This window comes from Schaedlerella sp. (assembly GCF_056796775.1).
In genome coordinates this window covers 194,188-210,011 of sequence record NZ_JBQIKP010000002.1, presented here as the reverse complement: position 1 = coordinate 210,011, position 15,824 = coordinate 194,188, and the positions used below count along the sequence as shown (strand labels likewise).

Sequence of the window (15,824 nt, the reverse complement as noted above, 5' to 3'; positions counted from 1 at the left end):
AGCAGGGGAAAACCTGCTTTGAATCTGATGATTTCCAATTGTACCAGATTGCGGAAATATTTTCTGACAATTCATTATGTAATTGCAATGTTTCGAGAAACAATTCTTTGAATTGACAGAAAATTTTTCGATAATACTACGTTAGAGATAGTGTAACATAATAGGATAACGTACGCAAGCCATTGCGAAGCAATTTGGTACAATGAAATGCAAACAGATCCATATTTTCCCTAACCCATACTTATCTTGTTTTGTAAGCCGTGCTGACATAACATGACGGCAGAAAGGAGGAGCCCATGAACCGACACTATCTAATGGAACACATTTCCCGCCGCCTGCATACACTGGTACGCTTCTATACCGCGGCCTGGGAGCCGGTCGAGACATTCTGTGCCCGCGCAGATCTTCAAGATGACCATCTTGGGACAGTGATCGCAAACTGGTTTTGCTCCCGGGAGGCTTCTTACAATATTCCCAAAAATATCCCAGTTTTTTTATCCTTAAATCAACAGGCCGTATATGCCAGGATTCCTGCAGGCAGCGGACTTTTTTTACTGGGTCCTGTCTCCTTTTCCATCCCTGTGGAGATCCGGCGGCAGGATACGGTTCCTGCATTCAGCAGCGCTTTTAGAGCTTTGATTCCGGTCTGTGATTTTCATGAATTTATGGCGGATGTTCTGCTTATTGCGAACCTTTTCCGTTCTAAATGTATTGATGAAGAAGCCATCCTTCTTGAAAACTGTATCAATCCGCAGGTCAGGCAAGATCTCGAGATAAGATATATGGAGCATACATTTGAAAATCAGGAAATTGGAAAACTGCATAATCCTTATGACCAGGAAATAAGGGAATTTTCCAGTATCGCAAAGGGAGATCTCGAAGGGCTCCGAAACAGCCTTTCCGAGGACTATCCTGGCGAGGTTGGCACGCTGGCCAGAACCCCGCTTCGGCAGATGAAAAACCGTGGGATTGTAGTGGTCGCCCTTGCCAGCCGCGCAGCCATGAAGGGCGGAATCCTACCAGAAGTGGCATATTCCCTTTCTGATTCCTATATTCAGAAAATCGAAGACTGTGACGATATTCCTACAATCCTCCACCTGTTTCATTCTGCGGAATACCGCTATGCACAGATGGTTTTTGACCATAATGAAAGAAAATCCTCACAAAAAGTAACCGGGCCGAACGGATACGCCGAGAAATGCAAAACTTATATTTTTTCGCATCTTCATGAGAAAATCCATGTATGGGAGATCGCAAAGGAACTGAATATAAACGCAAATTACCTGTCAGAAATATTTCACAAACACGAAGGTATGACCGTTACAGATTATGTTCACACGCAAAAAATAAAACTGGCGCAAAATCTACTGGTTTATTCAAGATATACTTACAGTGAAATCGCCTCCTACCTCGGCTACTCATCGCAAAGCCATTTGGGAAGACGGTTTAAGCAGCATACCGGAGTGACAATGTACCAATATCGAAATAAATATGGCACAGGTTCTTTTTGATTTTTTCCTTTTCGCCGCGCGTCCCTCCCATTTCTTTATTTTTGTTCTATATTTTTTTCAAAAATTTGTAATCTTTTCTTTCATTTTGGGATAAGATGTGCTATAATAGCAAAGTCAGTAAGAAATAATCTTGACTGGGGTATTAGCGCAGTTGGGAGCGCGCAACATTCGCATTGTTGAGGCCAGGGGTTCGAATCCCCTATACTCCATGACAAAAAGCATAGCATGAACGGGTATGTTCAGCTATGCTTTTTTATAATTAGGGAAACAAAAAAGCGGGTGATGGGAATCGAACCCACGTATCCAGCTTGGAAGGCTGGTGTTCTACCATTGAACTACACCCGCATAATCTATCTATTCAGTTTAACATCAAATACCGGAATCCTTAATATGTGGACTCCGGTAATCTTCACCGAATGCGGAAGAAGAGACTTGAACTCTCACAGGATAAACTCCCACTAGAACCTGAATCTAGCGCGTCTGCCATTCCGCCACTTCCGCTCGACAAATGACAGTATATCATATACCCTGATATTTGTAAACCCCTATTTTAAAATTTTTTCAAATTTTTCGTTACTATGAATAGTAACAATTTTTCGTATTTTTGTAAATTCATGTAAATAAGAATACGGCAAATTTCAGCTTTTCTTAATAAAGGTCGCACTGCACTTCGGGCATCTCACCTCAATCTTTCCTTTTCCCCTCGGAATCCGGATCTTCTGCTTACACTGCGGACATCTGTAGATGTGGTAGACTTTTTTCTGCCGCAGCATGGAAATCTGCTTCCGGAAAAATCTGCGGATCCCGCTGGTGCGGACAAGGAATGCCTGATTCTGGGCATAACACTTTGTCACATTCTTTGAGATCAGCCGATAATAGCAGTAGATGATGACTGACCAGCCGATCAGAAAGCAGACCAGACCGGTATTCATCCCTGTGAATGCTGATGAGACCAAGATCATAATCAGACCTGCTGCCATAAGAAACTTTGTAAGCGCATCTGCCCCATAGGCTCCGTATCTTCCCTGCATAAAATGTATGATTTTTTCTTTCATTGCCAGCCCGCCTTTTTATTTTCTCCTCTGAAAAATCCATCTAGTACAATGTTGCATTAATTTTTGAAGTAATAAGCGTTCGATGTTCATGTCAGTACAAGGCGGAGGAAGGAGGCGATGCCGGTAGCATCGTTGACTGACTCCAACGCAGTAATGGCATGGACAGCGAGCACTTATTACTCAATTATTAACGCAACATTGTACTAGTACAGTATTGCGTAATTAACGGTGAATTCTGCACCATTATATACGCAATGCTGTACTAGCCAAAAGCCTCCGCAAGAAAATCGAGCTTTTGACCTTTGGATTCTCAGTTTGTATGACTGCTATTTTCCACTGTTTTTCCGTAATTGTCAATAAATTTACTATAAAATCTTATAAAATCTCTGTAGCAGTTACTGTAAGGCCCTTGACCAACGTTAAAACAACTGCCGTCATTTTTACTCTGTCCCTTCCGGCTCCTCTACATTCAGGATGTTATCACACACATCCACAGAGATCAGGTACACGATCCGGGAATCATTCAGCATGACATATCGGTTCCCTTCCCCGTCCTCGCTGCCGATATACAGCGTCAGGGCTTGTTCTTCCTCATCCTTTGTATAGACTGCCTCTACAGTAGTCCGGGAAGCTTCGTCTAGGCCAAAGCCCTTCAGGTCTTTATCCTCTACAGAGTAATCTGCCGCGGAGCCCAATGTGACTGCGCCGAGACCGCCTGCCACGGCAGCAATATTTTTCGCGTCATCCTCATTTTCCGAATCATATGTGATCGTCTCACCGCCGCGCGTGATCACTTCCTTTTTCAGATTGCCGCTTCCGATATTCGGATAGTCGTCCAGCTGCGCCATTTCCTCCAGTGTATGCTGCAGCGTTCCAGTTACGGTGCTGCTGACGGTGTAGATCTTCTCCGTCGTTTTGTTCAGAAGATAATAGGCCTCATCCACCGCGTTTCCAATACTCAGCTCCGTTTCCTTTCCGTCCATGTCCGTCAGCTTCACCGTATAGGCGGGGGTATCCAGACCGTAAGCTTCCAGATCATCGCCATCTTTCAGCTCCCGCAGAGCTTCCAGTTTTCCAAAGGATGAGACAATTTGTTCCGGGTAGGTCTGGGCCAGCGGGAAATCCGGGTCCTGCTGATAGATCCAGGTGTCCTTCTTCTTTTCAAACGTGAACTCGCCGCTTTCTGTTTTATAGCTGACCGAACCCACTTCGCTGATATCTGTTGCATAGATTCTTGCCGCTTCCTCCTCGGCTTCCTGCTTTTCTTCCTGCTTCTGGTTATGATTTTTCATCAGGAAAAGTATCACCAGAAGCAGGGGCAGGATCAAAAGAAGACACAGCAAACGTTTCTTTTTTTTCTCCATAGATCCCTCCTGCTGTTTTACGCTTTTCTCCGTTTAAACCATACGGTGAATCCGCCCGCCAGGATCACCAGCGGGATTCCGAAGATCGCGAACAGGCTCAGAAGTCCCACATGCTGGATCGTATTGTACTGTACTGCCAGGCTCTTCGGCTCAATGGAAAGATTTTCCACCCCGTCAAAGTTTGCGGTCACAGCGTTCATAAATAGCGCCGTATTTTCCAGAGTCGTAAACGTCTCCGTAAGCTGGGAATCAATTATGTTAGCCGTGGAAATCACGGTCAGGCGGCTCTCCTTTGTATCCTCGGCATCACCGCTGTCATTCCCTGTATCGGTATCTCCCGCATCCGTGCCGGCATTCTCCGTATCGGTATCTCCCGCATCCGTGCCGGCATTTTCTGTGTCTCCGTCAGTATTTTCTGCAGGCTCACCTTCATTTTCACTGTCCGAATGACTGCTGCTTACGGTCTCCGTGGCCACGGCTCCCAGGGTATAGGTTCCCTCCGTCTGTGTATCCTCAGTCACGGCCGCACCGGAATTGCTGGTGGTCATAAAGGAGGTGGTGGAGATCGTATCCCGCGCCGGATCTGTCAGGTTCAGCCCATGGGCATTGATCAGCAGAACCATTTCTGATGCCAGGCCCTTGGCCATGTCTCCGCTCACACTCAGCATAGGGAAGATATAAAATGCATTTCCCTGATAGCAGCGCTGCGGGTCTGCGATATAGCCGTCCGCGGCCTCCATGCCATATTCCTTCATCACTGCCGACAGATTCGGCAGGTCTTTGCTGTTTGTATCTCCCAGCAGAAGCATCATCTTGCCGCCTCCTGCCAGATAATTGAGCACTGCGTCCCTCTCATCCTCCGTCAGGTCATTGGCGGGAGCATTCATCAGAAGCAGGTCACAGTCCTTTGGAATATCCGGGTTCATCAGGAGGTTCCACTCCGACACCGTATAATTGTTCTTATCCATCAGCTCGGTGATGTTCGCGGGAAGCATACTCTCCCCATGCCCTGCCGTGCGGTAGATCTGCTTTTCGGCCTCGCTGGTCACATAATTGACCGCACTGGTAAGCTGGCCTTCCCCGTCAAATTCGTTTTCCGAAATACTGCCCGTATAATAATAGGAAGAATAATCCACCACCACGATTTTATCAAATGTCACTGTCGTGTTTCTTCCTGTCTTTTCACAGGACACCACGATCGAATTTTCCGATGCGTCGTAATCCTGCAGCGCGGAAGGATGCAGCACCGGGTCGATCCATTCCACAGAAATATTTTTGGAAAGGGAGGCATATTTGCTCAGAAATGTCCGAATCCGTTCATCTGCCTCTTCCTTCACGGCCAGCACCGTAAACTTGACCTCTGTATCCAGGTCTTTCAGGAAATTCCTGCTTGCATCGGTAATCTCGTAAATCTTCGAACTGCTCACATCGATATTGCGGTATTTTTCCGGAAGCTGACCAAAGATCAGATTGACCACAACCACGATCGCAACCACCACTGCCGTCAATCCCACGCTGTATATCCCATGCGCTGTTCCTGTCGTATGAAATAATTTTTTCATTTTTTCCACGGTCTGTTCCTCCTAACTCCAACGTCTTTTCTGGATCGTCTGCACGGTCAGGAATATAAAAACCGTGATCACAGACAGATACAGGACAATTCCGCTCAGGTCCACGATATGATTCTGCGTGATCCCCGTAAATACATCTGCAAACGCAAGTTTTCCAAGCAGATTGGACAGCAGATTTTCAAACAGGCCGGGCTTCACAAAGTACGCAGTGACGCACCCGATCACGCATACCGCTTCCAGGATGGCGCTCAAAACCCAGTTCAGCGTCATTTGCCAGATATAAAGGATGATGACGCTCAAAATGAGCAAAAGCCCTGCCATACAGCCGGACGCCGAAGACGGCAGGAAGCTGACGATCCCGTTCCACAGATACAAAAGCAGCAGCACCCCAAATGTACTGACAAAGGCGATGATCTGGCTCTCCGTCAGTGTTGACAGAAACATGCCGATGGCGAGGTACACACAGCCCAGCAGGAAGAATACTCCGATGGAAATGTAATCGACTTTCAGGTAAGCCGTCCCGTTCATTTTGATGATCAGCGGAAACAGGCAGAAGATCAGGTTCGGTACCGCAACCACTGTCGCCATCGCGAAATATTTTCCTAAAACCACTTTCGTCAGGCTGACCGGTGCTGTCAAAAGTAGCTGGTCCGTCTTATTCTTCCGTTCCTCTGAGAAGCTCCGCATGGTGATCAGCGGGATTCCCACGATAAAGACGATCAGGGAACCGGATAATGTATAGGAAAAGTACGGATATCCCGCGGTCAGGTTGTACGCCGTAAAATAAATTCCTGTAAACAGTACCAGAAACGCGACAAATACGCAGCCGATCATGGACTGAAAATAGGAACGCAGTTCTCGTTTATAAATCGCCAGCATCTGCGGTCGCCTCCTCTCCCTGTGTCAATTCCATAAATACTTCTTCCAGGCTTGCTTTGGATGCCTTCAGCATCAGGAGCGGGCAGCCGGCCTCTGCAAACGCAAGAAATATGGCTTCGCGGATGTCCTGATCTTCACCGGACGCCGCTGTTCCTGTCTCGATCCTGGCGTATGTCGTGGCTTCCTCTGTCCGTTCGAGTTCTATTTTGTCAATCCCCGAAATGCTCCGAAGGATCTTCCTGACTCTCTCCGGCTCTGCTTTCGTCTCGATCTCCAGGCTATTCTGCCCTGCCATCAGATGTTCCAGATTCTCAGGCGTATCGCTGGCAACCAGCTTTCCCCTGGAAATGATCATGATATAGTCGCAGACCTCCCGTACCTCCGCCAGGATATGGGAACTGAGGATCACCGTATGCTCCTTTGCCAGTTCCCGGATCAGCTCCCGGATTTCGATGATCTGCTTCGGGTCCAGCCCCACCGTCGGTTCATCCAGAATGATGATATCCGGGAAGCCCAGGATCGCCTGGGCCAGCCCCACCCTTTGGCGATATCCTTTTGACAGGTTCTTGATCAGACGGAACTGAACATCATTGAGCTTCGTAATGTCCATGACCTTCTGGACGGAAGCTTCCCGCTCTTTCTTCGGGATCTCCTTCAACTCTGCCGCAAATTCCAGGTATTCCAGTACAGTCATATCCATGTACAGGGGTGGAAGCTCCGGCAGATACCCGATGTGTTTCTTGGCTTCCTCGGGTTCCTTTAGGATATCATGCCCATCGATGACAACCGCGCCTTCTGTTGCCCCCAGATAGCCGGTCATGATGTTCATAGTGGTTGATTTTCCGGCGCCGTTCGGCCCCAAAAAGCCGTAGATTCTCCCTGGTTCGAGCTGAAAATCCAAGTGATCTACGGCAAGATGCGTTCCATATTTTTTCACTAAATTCTTTACCTCAATCAAATCCTTACCTCCCTGGCATTGATATAGTATCTGTTCTGAACAGCTACATAATATGTACTATGTGTTCTAAATGCAAAAGAACCGCATAAAAATAACCTGTTCATGCTTCCTCATCTGTTCAGGTTACTTTTGTACGGTTACTAAGGTAACAAATGTTTGTGAAATTTTTGTGTATGAAGTGTGAGAATGTTGTTTACTTACAGTGCCGGATCTGGTGTGCTTCTACGTATTTTCTATACAGTACATCTCCTGGAGGGTTATTTTTTTCACAAGGGACGGATCTGTATTTTCCCGAACCCATTCTGAAAAACCGCTCTTCGAAAACAGAAGATATTGTACAATCATATATTCCCTGGAAATCAGGCCGTTTCTATCCATCAGGTCTTCATATACTTTTTTATCAACAGGCTCATTCTTAAATTTACATTCTCCCAGCACTGCTTTTTTTGACATCTTGTCAAGTCCGACAATGTCTATATCCGTCTGCATACGTTTTCCGGGATTTGTTCCCCACCATTTTCCAACTGTCGTCACATAGCAGTTCAAACGGCCCATAATCCCTGAATGCAATGTATAGAACCTGCACATTTCTTCAAATACATTTCCCATATATTCGGCAATTCTGGGTTTTACCGCGTTTTGATAATAGAGCTCGCCTTTGTCCAGCTCAATGGCGCCTATGCCGTTCGGAACATATTTATACCAGAATCGAAACATATTGTCCTTCAGGTTATATTGAACCTTCTTTTTATTTTTTTCATCTGTAGCCGCGGTCTCCCTGACCACAATGCCGGTTGTGATCAGGTTAGACAGCGCGTGTGAAACCGCCGTCTGGGCGATATGTGTCTTGTCCGAGATCTCATTCAGCCTGTTTGCGCCTGAGGAAATTGCTTCTATTATGTCGCTGTAGCTGCTGACATTTCGAAATTCCTGCGTAAGTAAGTTATTCGTCTCTTCATAAAGATATCCGGATTTTGTAAAAAACTGAGTAATTATATTTTCATCCAGGCTTTTCGAATCATCGAAAAGGGAGAGATATTTTGCCACGCCTCCTGTCACGCCATAACAGATAGCCTGTTCTTCTCTGGAATAGCCGGGTACAAATTCCGCGGCATCCAGATACTGAAATGGTTCCAGTTTGATCTGGGATGTCCTTCTGCCGAAGAGGGGACTTTTCTCGCTCAACACCTCGTTTTCCATAAAGCTCACCGAAGACCCGCAGAGAATCAGGTCCATCTGTCCGTTCAGCCATTGATTGTCTATATAATTCTGCAGAACGGACAGGATACTGCCGTCTGCTTCCGCCAGATAGGGAAATTCGTCTATCACAATAATCGTTCTTTCCTCCTGGCACGAATCACCGATAAAGGAAAACAGAGCGTCCATATTTTCAAAGGCCAGCGCGCCCACAGCCGGCGCCAGAACTTCCAATGCCTGTTTTCCCAAAAGCTCCAGATTCCTGTGGATGCCCGCCCGGGTTGCTGTAAAAAAGACCGCTTTTTTTTCTTTGATAAACTCTTTTATCAAGGTAGACTTCCCGATTCTTCTCCGTCCATAAATCACAGTCATTTGAAATCCGGGGGTATTGTACAGCTTTTCCAGTGCATCCAGCTCATTTTTTCGACCAATAAATTTTTCCATGGCAGATTCCCCTTTTATTGAAATACGCTTTATTGAAACATATTTCATTGAAGTATGTTTCAATAAAATTTATATCAACAAAATATCATTGATCCTGCGATCTGTCAAGCATATTTCAGCCATTGTCATTGAATCGGCGTTATTATTCACGGGTATTTCACCCACATGCGCAATAACAGCCAGCAAAGCTGCCTGCCTTACATTTTCTCAGCATAAGCACGGACAATCTCCATGAATCTCTCCCCGTACTTGTCATATTTCACTTTTCCGATGCCGTTGATCTCCAGCATGGCATCTTTGGTCGTCGGAAGAAATGTGCTCAATTCCTTTAAAGTCTTATCTGAAAAAATAATATACGGCGGTACGTGTTCTTTCTGGGCAAGCTCGTAGCGATATTTTCGAAGCTGTTCGAACAGGTCCGGATATTTGGCGTCTGCAACCGCTTTTTTCTTCTTTTCCTGCCCTTTGGACGCTGTCCGTTCCTGCTCTTTCGGAAGCTTTAAGATGATCCGGAAAGCCGGATCCGTCACTCTGCCATCCGAGCCGAAGCTTTCCTGGCTTGTCCATTCTTCCGGATTTTCCGCCTTGTTCTCCTGCTGCTCCCAGTACGCCAGCAGTTCCCGCCCGCTCTTTGTCATTTTCAGCACCGGATAATCGCTGGTCGTGAGAAACAGGTATTCTTTCAGCAGCAGGTCATTTAAAATCTGACGGAGCCTGACAAGTGTCCGGTCTTTCAGGCTTCCATATTCCGGGTTCTGGTTCAGCCGGAATTGGCGCACCTTTGCCGTGTCCGAGCCGTGCACCCCGTCCAGGACGGCATTGATCCCGTAGCGTTCATGGCTGGTCAGCACCATGCGGATGATATGGCATGCCTCCTCCGTTACATCCATATCTTCAAATTCTGTCCGGCAGTTTTCGCAGTTGCCGCAGTAATTTCCGCCATACTCTCCAAAATAACGCAGGATATATTCCCGCAGGCATTCGTTGGTAAAGCAATAGAACGTCATCTTTCGAAGCCGATCCAGATCCCGCTCTTTGATCAGCTCCCGCTCCTCATCATCCAGCTCGCTGTTCTCCGCCTGTGCCCCGATGAGAAATTCATTGATCCGCACATCCTGTCCGGAGTAATACAAAAAGCATTCCGCCGGCTCGCCGTCCCGTCCCGCGCGCCCGGCTTCCTGATAGTAGCTTTCAATATCCTTGGGCATATTGTAGTGAATGACATAGCGCACATTGGATTTGTCGATCCCCATGCCGAATGCGTTGGTGGCTACCATCACCGGACTGCGGTCGTAGATGAAGTCTTCCTGGTTCTGCTTCCGCTCCGCATCGGTGAGACCTGCGTGATAGCGTGTGACCGGGTAGCCCGCCCTTCTTAATTCCATCTCTACTTCTTCCACGATTTTTCGGGTATTGCAGTAAATGATTCCGCTTTTCTCCCTGTTTTTGGACAAATAGTCGAGAAGCTGGGCCTTCTTGTCCTTTGGTTTTTTTACCGCGAAGTAGAGATTTTTCCGGTCGTATCCGGTGACTACCACCGTCGGGTCATTGAGCCCCAGAATACAGAGAATATCTTCCTTGACCTGCTTCGTGGCCGTAGCTGTATAAGCGGCGATCACAGGACGTTTCGGCAGCATGCTGATAAATTCCACGATTTTTAGATAGCTGGGCCGGAAATCCTGCCCCCATTGGGAAATACAGTGGGCCTCGTCCACCGCTGTCATGGAGATGTCCACCTCCTGCACCAGAGACTGGAAAGAATCCGTCATCAGCCGTTCGGGAGCCACGTAGATGATCTTGTACTGACCCCGGCGCGCGTTTTCCATGGCTTTGCGGTACTGGCCTTCGGTCAGCGAGCTATTGATATAGGCCGCATGGACGCCTGCCTGGTTCAGGGCAGCTACCTGATCTTTCATCAAAGAAATGAGGGGCGATACCACAATGGTAATCCCCTCAAACATAAGCGCCGGAACCTGGAAACAGATTGATTTTCCCGCCCCCGTCGGCATAATCCCCAGGACGTCCCTGCCGGAAAGGGCGCTGTCAACCAAAGTTTCCTGCCCTTCTCGGAAAGTATCATAGCCGAAGATATTTTTTAAGATTTCGTATTTTTTATCCATTCTATTTTCCTTTTCATTAAACGACCGCTTCTATGAGTATCTTGTCCCGATGCGGAACTTCCTTTACCCCGATCTCCTTCTTTTTGTTGAAATTAAAAGTCAGAATATACCCTTTATCCAGATGGTGATGCTTGAGGTATTCAAACACTTGCTCCTCATCTTGCTGATGCCTTGCAAGCCCACGCCAAATCTTCGTCTCTACAATGAATTGCTCTCCGCAATAATCTACAATCAGATTTCATCAAGCTTTGGATGGATATCGACCATGTAATGCTGTCCTGGCTTGCAGTCGCCATTCACATTAAAAAACCTGCCCATCACATCACCATGCCTTTCGGATTCTCTGATATCTGTTTTTTAATACTACCACGCTGTATGGAAAATAGCAAGTGAATGCATGGATGTCTTATAACTCTTTCTTGATAAAGGAAAAAGCTGTCCCCCATTTCGGTATGACAGCTTCATAAGATGGACGCTCAACTACTCCTCTTCCTCCAAAGGCTCATAAAAATTCGGCAGTGTCCTCCGTGTATCCGCACGGAGTTCCAATCTGTCCATCCGCTTTTCTTCCAATTTTTTGCTCTCCTGCAATGTCTTTGCCGCATCGCTTAACTGTGCCTGTTCAACTGCAGTTCCATCCTCCCTCTTACTCACCCTGAGCTGGCCTGTGATTTCTTCCAGCTTCTTTTCCAGCAGTTCAATTTGTTCTTCCGATGCCCCGCTGTCTCCGGATGTTCCTTTCATAAGGAGCAGTGCGTTTTGAATCGACTGTTTTTCTGCCTCCAGGGTTTTCTGCTGCTTTTCCGCCGTTTTCTTCGCTGCCGGATTCAAGCGATCTGACACTCTGTCGTTTTTCATCATTTTCAATGGATTTACATAATTGGGCCTTACATTGTTTACCATAAGCTTCACCTCCGCTTTTATTGAATACCCACCTCCGAACAGTATGGATATTTTTATGTTCATTCCGTATATCGGACACATCTCCCACCATAAAAGCGGTTTTCCGCCAACGGTCACCCTGCTTTCGTAAACGGCGCAAGACACAGCAGCACCGTCAGCCGGAATGTTTCACCGTCGTTCTCAATCTCCATCGTCCCCTCATACTTTTCTGCGGTGCGCCTGATATTGTTCAGCCCGGTTCCATACTCCAATCGGCCTTGTGCCTGCACCATCGTATTGACTACCTCGATGATCAGGAAATGATGCCGTCTCCGAACCATGACCGAGATCTCCGGCTGTCTTCCTGTAACCTTTCTGCAGGCATGTACCGCATTGTCCAGCGCGTTTGCCAGAATCATGCACAGATCCATATCCTCCGCACCGCAATCCGGCGGAATCTGTACATCGTGTTTCACTTCAATGCCGCTTGACACGGCGAAGCTGATCTTTTCCTGCAAAAGGATATCCAGGATCGGATTGCCTGTTTCAATCCCGATGAGCAGTCTGTCCGAAGAGCCATGCAGCTTGTCAAAATATATTTCTGCCTCCTCATATCTTTTTTCCCGAATCAGCCCGGATAACACCAGAAAATGATTGTTGATATCATGCTGGAACGTGCGGTACTGCTCATTCCTTTTTTTCGCTTCCTCCAGGTATGTATACTGCTTTCGGATCTGATCCTCCAGCCTTTTCTGTTCCGTTTCCTGAACGGACAGCGCCAGAATCCTGCTCACCAGCCTCAGAATGATAAAGAAGATTACGCAGGCTCCCAGAATCCATATCATTGCCCACAGGCTCTGCCGTTTCTCCCAAAATGAACTTTTCCTGACAGCCGGTTCCATCCACATGTCCAGCCCAAGCCCGCTGCGGATGACCCACACGATAAAGCTGCACGGCAGCAACAATGGATACATATAGGCGGACAGCTTCTGCCTTCCCGTATATGCATAGCTTTTTGATACAAAATGCAGGGTCAGCAGCAATACAGCCGCCAGTCCTCCGGACAGGAGCATCTGCATGAAAACAGCGGTATGCATTTTCATAGAATGCCCTGCCAGCCACCGCATAAAAACAGTCTGAAATCCTTCCATAAAGGTAAACAGCGTCAAAATGATCATTGCCGGAGCGACCGTCTCCGCCCATTTGAGCTTTAGCACAAATCTGGAAAAGCAAAGTATGATCCCCATATGCAGAATCAATCTGAGAACTCCGGAGCTTTGAAAATACATGGCCAAAAATGTAAGTAAGCCGCTGGTCAATACATAGCATACCATATATTTCTTTTCCTGAATCCCGGTAAAACTGCGTATAAAATAAAATTCTGCCAAATAGAGAATACCATTGAGCAGCAGCCACCAGCTATAAAATCCGACAGAAAACATATGCGGGTATTCCAATCAGATCACCTCATTTTTCAAATTGTGCAAAAGCCTTTGCATAAACTCGGCCTGCTTCCGCCGTGATATCAAAACCCGGTTCCCGTTTGAGACCAATGCCGTCCCTTTTTCCTGGCCGACCACGTGGCTCATGTTGATGAGATAGCTTCTATGGCATCGAAAAAAACGCCCGTCCAGCTTTCGCTCCAGCATGTCCAGCGTTCCGGAATATTCGTAATTTCCCTGCGCTGTATGGATACAGACACGATGGTCAAACACCTCGCAGTACAAAATGTCGCGTATCGGAAGGATGTGGGTACTTCCCGATTTTATAAGCGCCATCGTCCTGTCGTCTTCCTGTTTGGATCGGTTCAGCGCCCTGTCCATTGCCTGATACAGACGCTCATCCGTCACCGGCTTGAGCAGATAGTGGACCGCTTCCACCTCGAACGCGTCCACCGCATATTCCCTGTAGGAAGTGATAAAAATAATACGGCTTTTGCTGGAAAGCCGCTTCGCCGTTTCCAGACCGTTTATGCCCGGGAGCATTAAATCCAGGAGAATCAAGTCGAAGGGGCGCTGTTCCTTTAACAAATCCTCACCAGACGTAAAGGTGCGGATCTCGGCAGGATAATGTCTGGTTTTCAGATATGTCTCTGCTTTTTTGCGCAGCTCTTCCAGCAGATAGGTTTCATCTTCACATATGGCGATTAAGAACATTTGTCTTCCCCCTGTTTTGAACTGTTACAAGTATACTATACAGTACAGGTTATTTTCAAGTTCTCGGATTTCCTTTCATTCTTAAATATTTAGTCAAATATCCATGCAAGCATGGCTACCTGGCTCGTTGCATCCCGGGAATGAAGTATTTTCTGCGCAGATATTACCGGCGGTTCTTGAAGGCCAGTCATTTTTTTAGTATAATAGAGCCACAGCAAAAACAACAAAACGTTAGAATTTGCGGAGGTGCTGCAATATGGCAGAGAGGAAAAAGCTTCCCATCGGAGAAGAATTTTTTCGTAATATCAGAACAAAAGGATTTTACTATGTAGATAAAACAAAATTTATTTCGGATCTTTTAAAAAACCGCGGGAGTGTCAACCTGTTTACAAGACCTCGCCGTTTTGGAAAAAGCTTAAATCTCGATATGCTCAAATCCTTTTTTGAGGTTGACGCAGATGCCTCTTTATTTGAAGGATTGAAGATTACCCGGGAAACAGAACTGTGTGCGCAGCATATGGGAAAATATCCTGTGATCGCATTCACCTTGAAGGATGTCAGTGGAGAGTCCTATGATGATGCATTGAAAATCATGTCCCAGGTTCTAAAAAAAGAAGCCCGCAGACATCAATACCTGTTGGAAAGCGACAGACTCACAGAGATTGACAAAAACTCCTTACAGGAACTATATGCAAAGTATCTGGAGGAGGATGTACAGCAGGAAAGCATTGCACTGCTCTCGGAAATGTTGGCGAAGCATTATGGAACAGGCGTCATCATTCTCATAGATGAATACGATGTACCTTTGGATAAAGCATACCAAAACCGCTATTATCCTCAGATGGTCCGGCTGATCCGCTCCTTATTCAGCCAGGCGCTTAAAACAAATGAGCATCTTGAATTTGCTGTTATCACCGGATGCCTGCGCATCGCCAAAGAAAGTATTTTCACAGGGTTGAATAATTTCATGGTGCATTCGATTTCTGATATTGATTTTGCGGAATATTTCGGATTTACAGACTGCGAGGTACGAGATATCTTAAAATATTATGGTGTTGAAAAACGTTTTGAAGACATAAAAGAATGGTATGACGGATATCATTTTGGGCATGTGGACGTATACTGTCCCTGGGATGTACTAAACCAGTGTTACAGACTCTGTGCAAATGCGGATGCAAAGATGGACTCCCATTGGGAAAACAGCAGCAGCAACGCCATTATCCAGGATATGATCGAGGATGCTACGGAGACAACCAAGGCAGAGATTGAGGCATTGATTTCCGGTGAATATGTGGAGAAACTTTTGGTTCCGGAATTGACTTATACAGATCTTGACAGCAGGGATGTCGAGATACGCCAGACATACTTGTGGAGCGTACTTTTTGCCACGGGTTATCTGACAGTTGCCGGGGAGACCGAGGGCGGATATCACAGACTGGCTATTCCGAATCAGGAGGTTCTAGGGATCTATCAGAAAAAAATTCGTTCCTGGTTTAAAGTGAAGGCTATCAGTAATTCCGCTAAATGGAAGGAATGAGGACGATCCATAAGTATGGGATTGCCTGCTATAAAAAAACTTGCAAAGTGGCATATCGTGTTGTCTGAAAAGTCCTTTTGCACTTCGTCATCATCCTATTCATGAAACTGCCAGAAGTTTGCTGGATTTCAGCCTTTACAAGCTTCTGGC

General features: G+C 46.6%; 13 protein-coding genes and 3 tRNA genes. 3 read left to right on the top strand and 13 right to left on the bottom strand.

The window, feature by feature from the left end; all coding sequences use genetic code 11:
- The first annotated feature begins 665 nt into the window (after nucleotides 1-665).
- Nucleotides 666-1,511, top strand: a complete 846-nt coding sequence (locus ACTOY7_RS02050; RefSeq protein WP_482671412.1) for an AraC family transcriptional regulator — start codon at nucleotides 666-668, stop codon at nucleotides 1,509-1,511.
- Between the two features lie 136 nt (nucleotides 1,512-1,647).
- Nucleotides 1,648-1,720: transfer RNA gene (locus tag ACTOY7_RS02045), tRNA-Ala, on the top strand.
- Nucleotides 1,721-1,785: 65 nt separating this feature from the next.
- Here the strand turns inward: ACTOY7_RS02045 and ACTOY7_RS02040 are convergent.
- The 13 genes from ACTOY7_RS02040 to ACTOY7_RS01980 all read right to left on the bottom strand — a co-directional run bounded on the left by ACTOY7_RS02040 (nucleotide 1,786) and on the right by ACTOY7_RS01980 (nucleotide 14,137).
- Nucleotides 1,786-1,856, bottom strand: a tRNA-Gly gene (locus ACTOY7_RS02040).
- Nucleotides 1,857-1,928: 72 nt separating this feature from the next.
- Nucleotides 1,929-2,012, bottom strand: a tRNA-Leu gene (locus tag ACTOY7_RS02035).
- Between the two features lie 137 nt (nucleotides 2,013-2,149).
- On the bottom strand, nucleotides 2,150-2,566 hold the full coding sequence (locus ACTOY7_RS02030; RefSeq protein ID WP_300884453.1) for a zinc ribbon domain-containing protein: 417 nt from the start codon (nucleotides 2,564-2,566) through the stop codon (nucleotides 2,150-2,152).
- A 440-nt stretch (nucleotides 2,567-3,006) separates the two neighbouring features.
- Nucleotides 3,007-3,930 carry a DUF4340 domain-containing protein gene (locus ACTOY7_RS02025; protein WP_300884452.1) on the bottom strand — a complete coding sequence of 308 codons (924 nt, stop codon included), beginning with the start codon at nucleotides 3,928-3,930 and terminating at the stop codon, nucleotides 3,007-3,009.
- A 17-nt stretch (nucleotides 3,931-3,947) separates the two neighbouring features.
- Nucleotides 3,948-5,501, bottom strand: coding sequence for a DUF7088 domain-containing protein (locus tag ACTOY7_RS02020; protein ID WP_482671411.1), 1,554 nt, complete (start codon nucleotides 5,499-5,501; stop codon nucleotides 3,948-3,950).
- Between the two features lie 12 nt (nucleotides 5,502-5,513).
- Nucleotides 5,514-6,380, bottom strand: a complete 867-nt coding sequence (locus ACTOY7_RS02015; protein WP_004080545.1) for an ABC transporter permease subunit — start codon at nucleotides 6,378-6,380, stop codon at nucleotides 5,514-5,516.
- A complete protein-coding gene (locus ACTOY7_RS02010; RefSeq protein ID WP_004080543.1) occupies nucleotides 6,364-7,338 on the bottom strand; it encodes an ABC transporter ATP-binding protein in 975 nt (324 codons plus the stop codon). Before ACTOY7_RS02010 ends, ACTOY7_RS02015 begins: the two co-directional genes overlap by 17 nt.
- A gap of 222 nt (nucleotides 7,339-7,560) precedes the next feature.
- Complete coding sequence (locus ACTOY7_RS02005) at nucleotides 7,561-8,979, bottom strand: ATP-binding protein (protein ID WP_160282168.1); 1,419 nt, start codon at nucleotides 8,977-8,979, stop codon at nucleotides 7,561-7,563.
- 197 nt (nucleotides 8,980-9,176) lie between these two features.
- Nucleotides 9,177-11,099, bottom strand: coding sequence for a DNA helicase RecQ (recQ, locus tag ACTOY7_RS02000; RefSeq protein ID WP_482671410.1), 1,923 nt, complete (start codon nucleotides 11,097-11,099; stop codon nucleotides 9,177-9,179).
- Between the two features lie 16 nt (nucleotides 11,100-11,115).
- Nucleotides 11,116-11,331 carry a GxxExxY protein gene (locus tag ACTOY7_RS01995; protein ID WP_285825346.1) on the bottom strand — a complete coding sequence of 72 codons (216 nt, stop codon included), beginning with the start codon at nucleotides 11,329-11,331 and terminating at the stop codon, nucleotides 11,116-11,118.
- Between the two features lie 248 nt (nucleotides 11,332-11,579).
- On the bottom strand, nucleotides 11,580-12,002 hold the full coding sequence (locus ACTOY7_RS01990) for a hypothetical protein (RefSeq protein ID WP_482671409.1): 423 nt from the start codon (nucleotides 12,000-12,002) through the stop codon (nucleotides 11,580-11,582).
- A gap of 113 nt (nucleotides 12,003-12,115) precedes the next feature.
- Nucleotides 12,116-13,438, bottom strand: coding sequence for a sensor histidine kinase (locus ACTOY7_RS01985; RefSeq protein WP_482671408.1), 1,323 nt, complete (start codon nucleotides 13,436-13,438; stop codon nucleotides 12,116-12,118).
- Nucleotides 13,439-14,137, bottom strand: a complete 699-nt coding sequence (locus ACTOY7_RS01980; RefSeq protein WP_285825340.1) for a LytR/AlgR family response regulator transcription factor — start codon at nucleotides 14,135-14,137, stop codon at nucleotides 13,439-13,441.
- Between the two features lie 256 nt (nucleotides 14,138-14,393).
- Here ACTOY7_RS01980 and ACTOY7_RS01975 point away from each other — a divergent pair, with 256 nt between their 5' ends.
- On the top strand, nucleotides 14,394-15,674 hold the full coding sequence (locus tag ACTOY7_RS01975) for an AAA family ATPase (RefSeq protein ID WP_482671407.1): 1,281 nt from the start codon (nucleotides 14,394-14,396) through the stop codon (nucleotides 15,672-15,674).
- The last annotated feature ends 150 nt before the right edge of the window (nucleotides 15,675-15,824 follow it).

Coding starts and splice junctions, on each gene's coding strand:
- ACTOY7_RS02050 (WP_482671412.1), top strand. CDS start 666: ATGGCGGATGTTCTGCTTATTGCGAACCTTTTCCGTTCTAAATGTATT.
- ACTOY7_RS02030 (WP_300884453.1), bottom strand. CDS start 2,566: ATGAAAGAAAAAATCATACATTTTATGCAGGGAAGATACGGAGCCTAT.
- ACTOY7_RS02025 (WP_300884452.1), bottom strand. CDS start 3,930: ATGGAGAAAAAAAAGAAACGTTTGCTGTGTCTTCTTTTGATCCTGCCC.
- ACTOY7_RS02015 (WP_004080545.1), bottom strand. CDS start 6,380: ATGCTGGCGATTTATAAACGAGAACTGCGTTCCTATTTTCAGTCCATG.
- ACTOY7_RS02005 (WP_160282168.1), bottom strand. CDS start 8,979: ATGGAAAAATTTATTGGTCGAAAAAATGAGCTGGATGCACTGGAAAAG.
- recQ (WP_482671410.1), bottom strand. CDS start 11,099: ATGGATAAAAAATACGAAATCTTAAAAAATATCTTCGGCTATGATACT.
- ACTOY7_RS01990 (WP_482671409.1), bottom strand. CDS start 12,002: ATGGTAAACAATGTAAGGCCCAATTATGTAAATCCATTGAAAATGATG.
- ACTOY7_RS01980 (WP_285825340.1), bottom strand. CDS start 14,137: ATGTTCTTAATCGCCATATGTGAAGATGAAACCTATCTGCTGGAAGAG.
- ACTOY7_RS01975 (WP_482671407.1), top strand. CDS start 14,394: ATGGCAGAGAGGAAAAAGCTTCCCATCGGAGAAGAATTTTTTCGTAAT.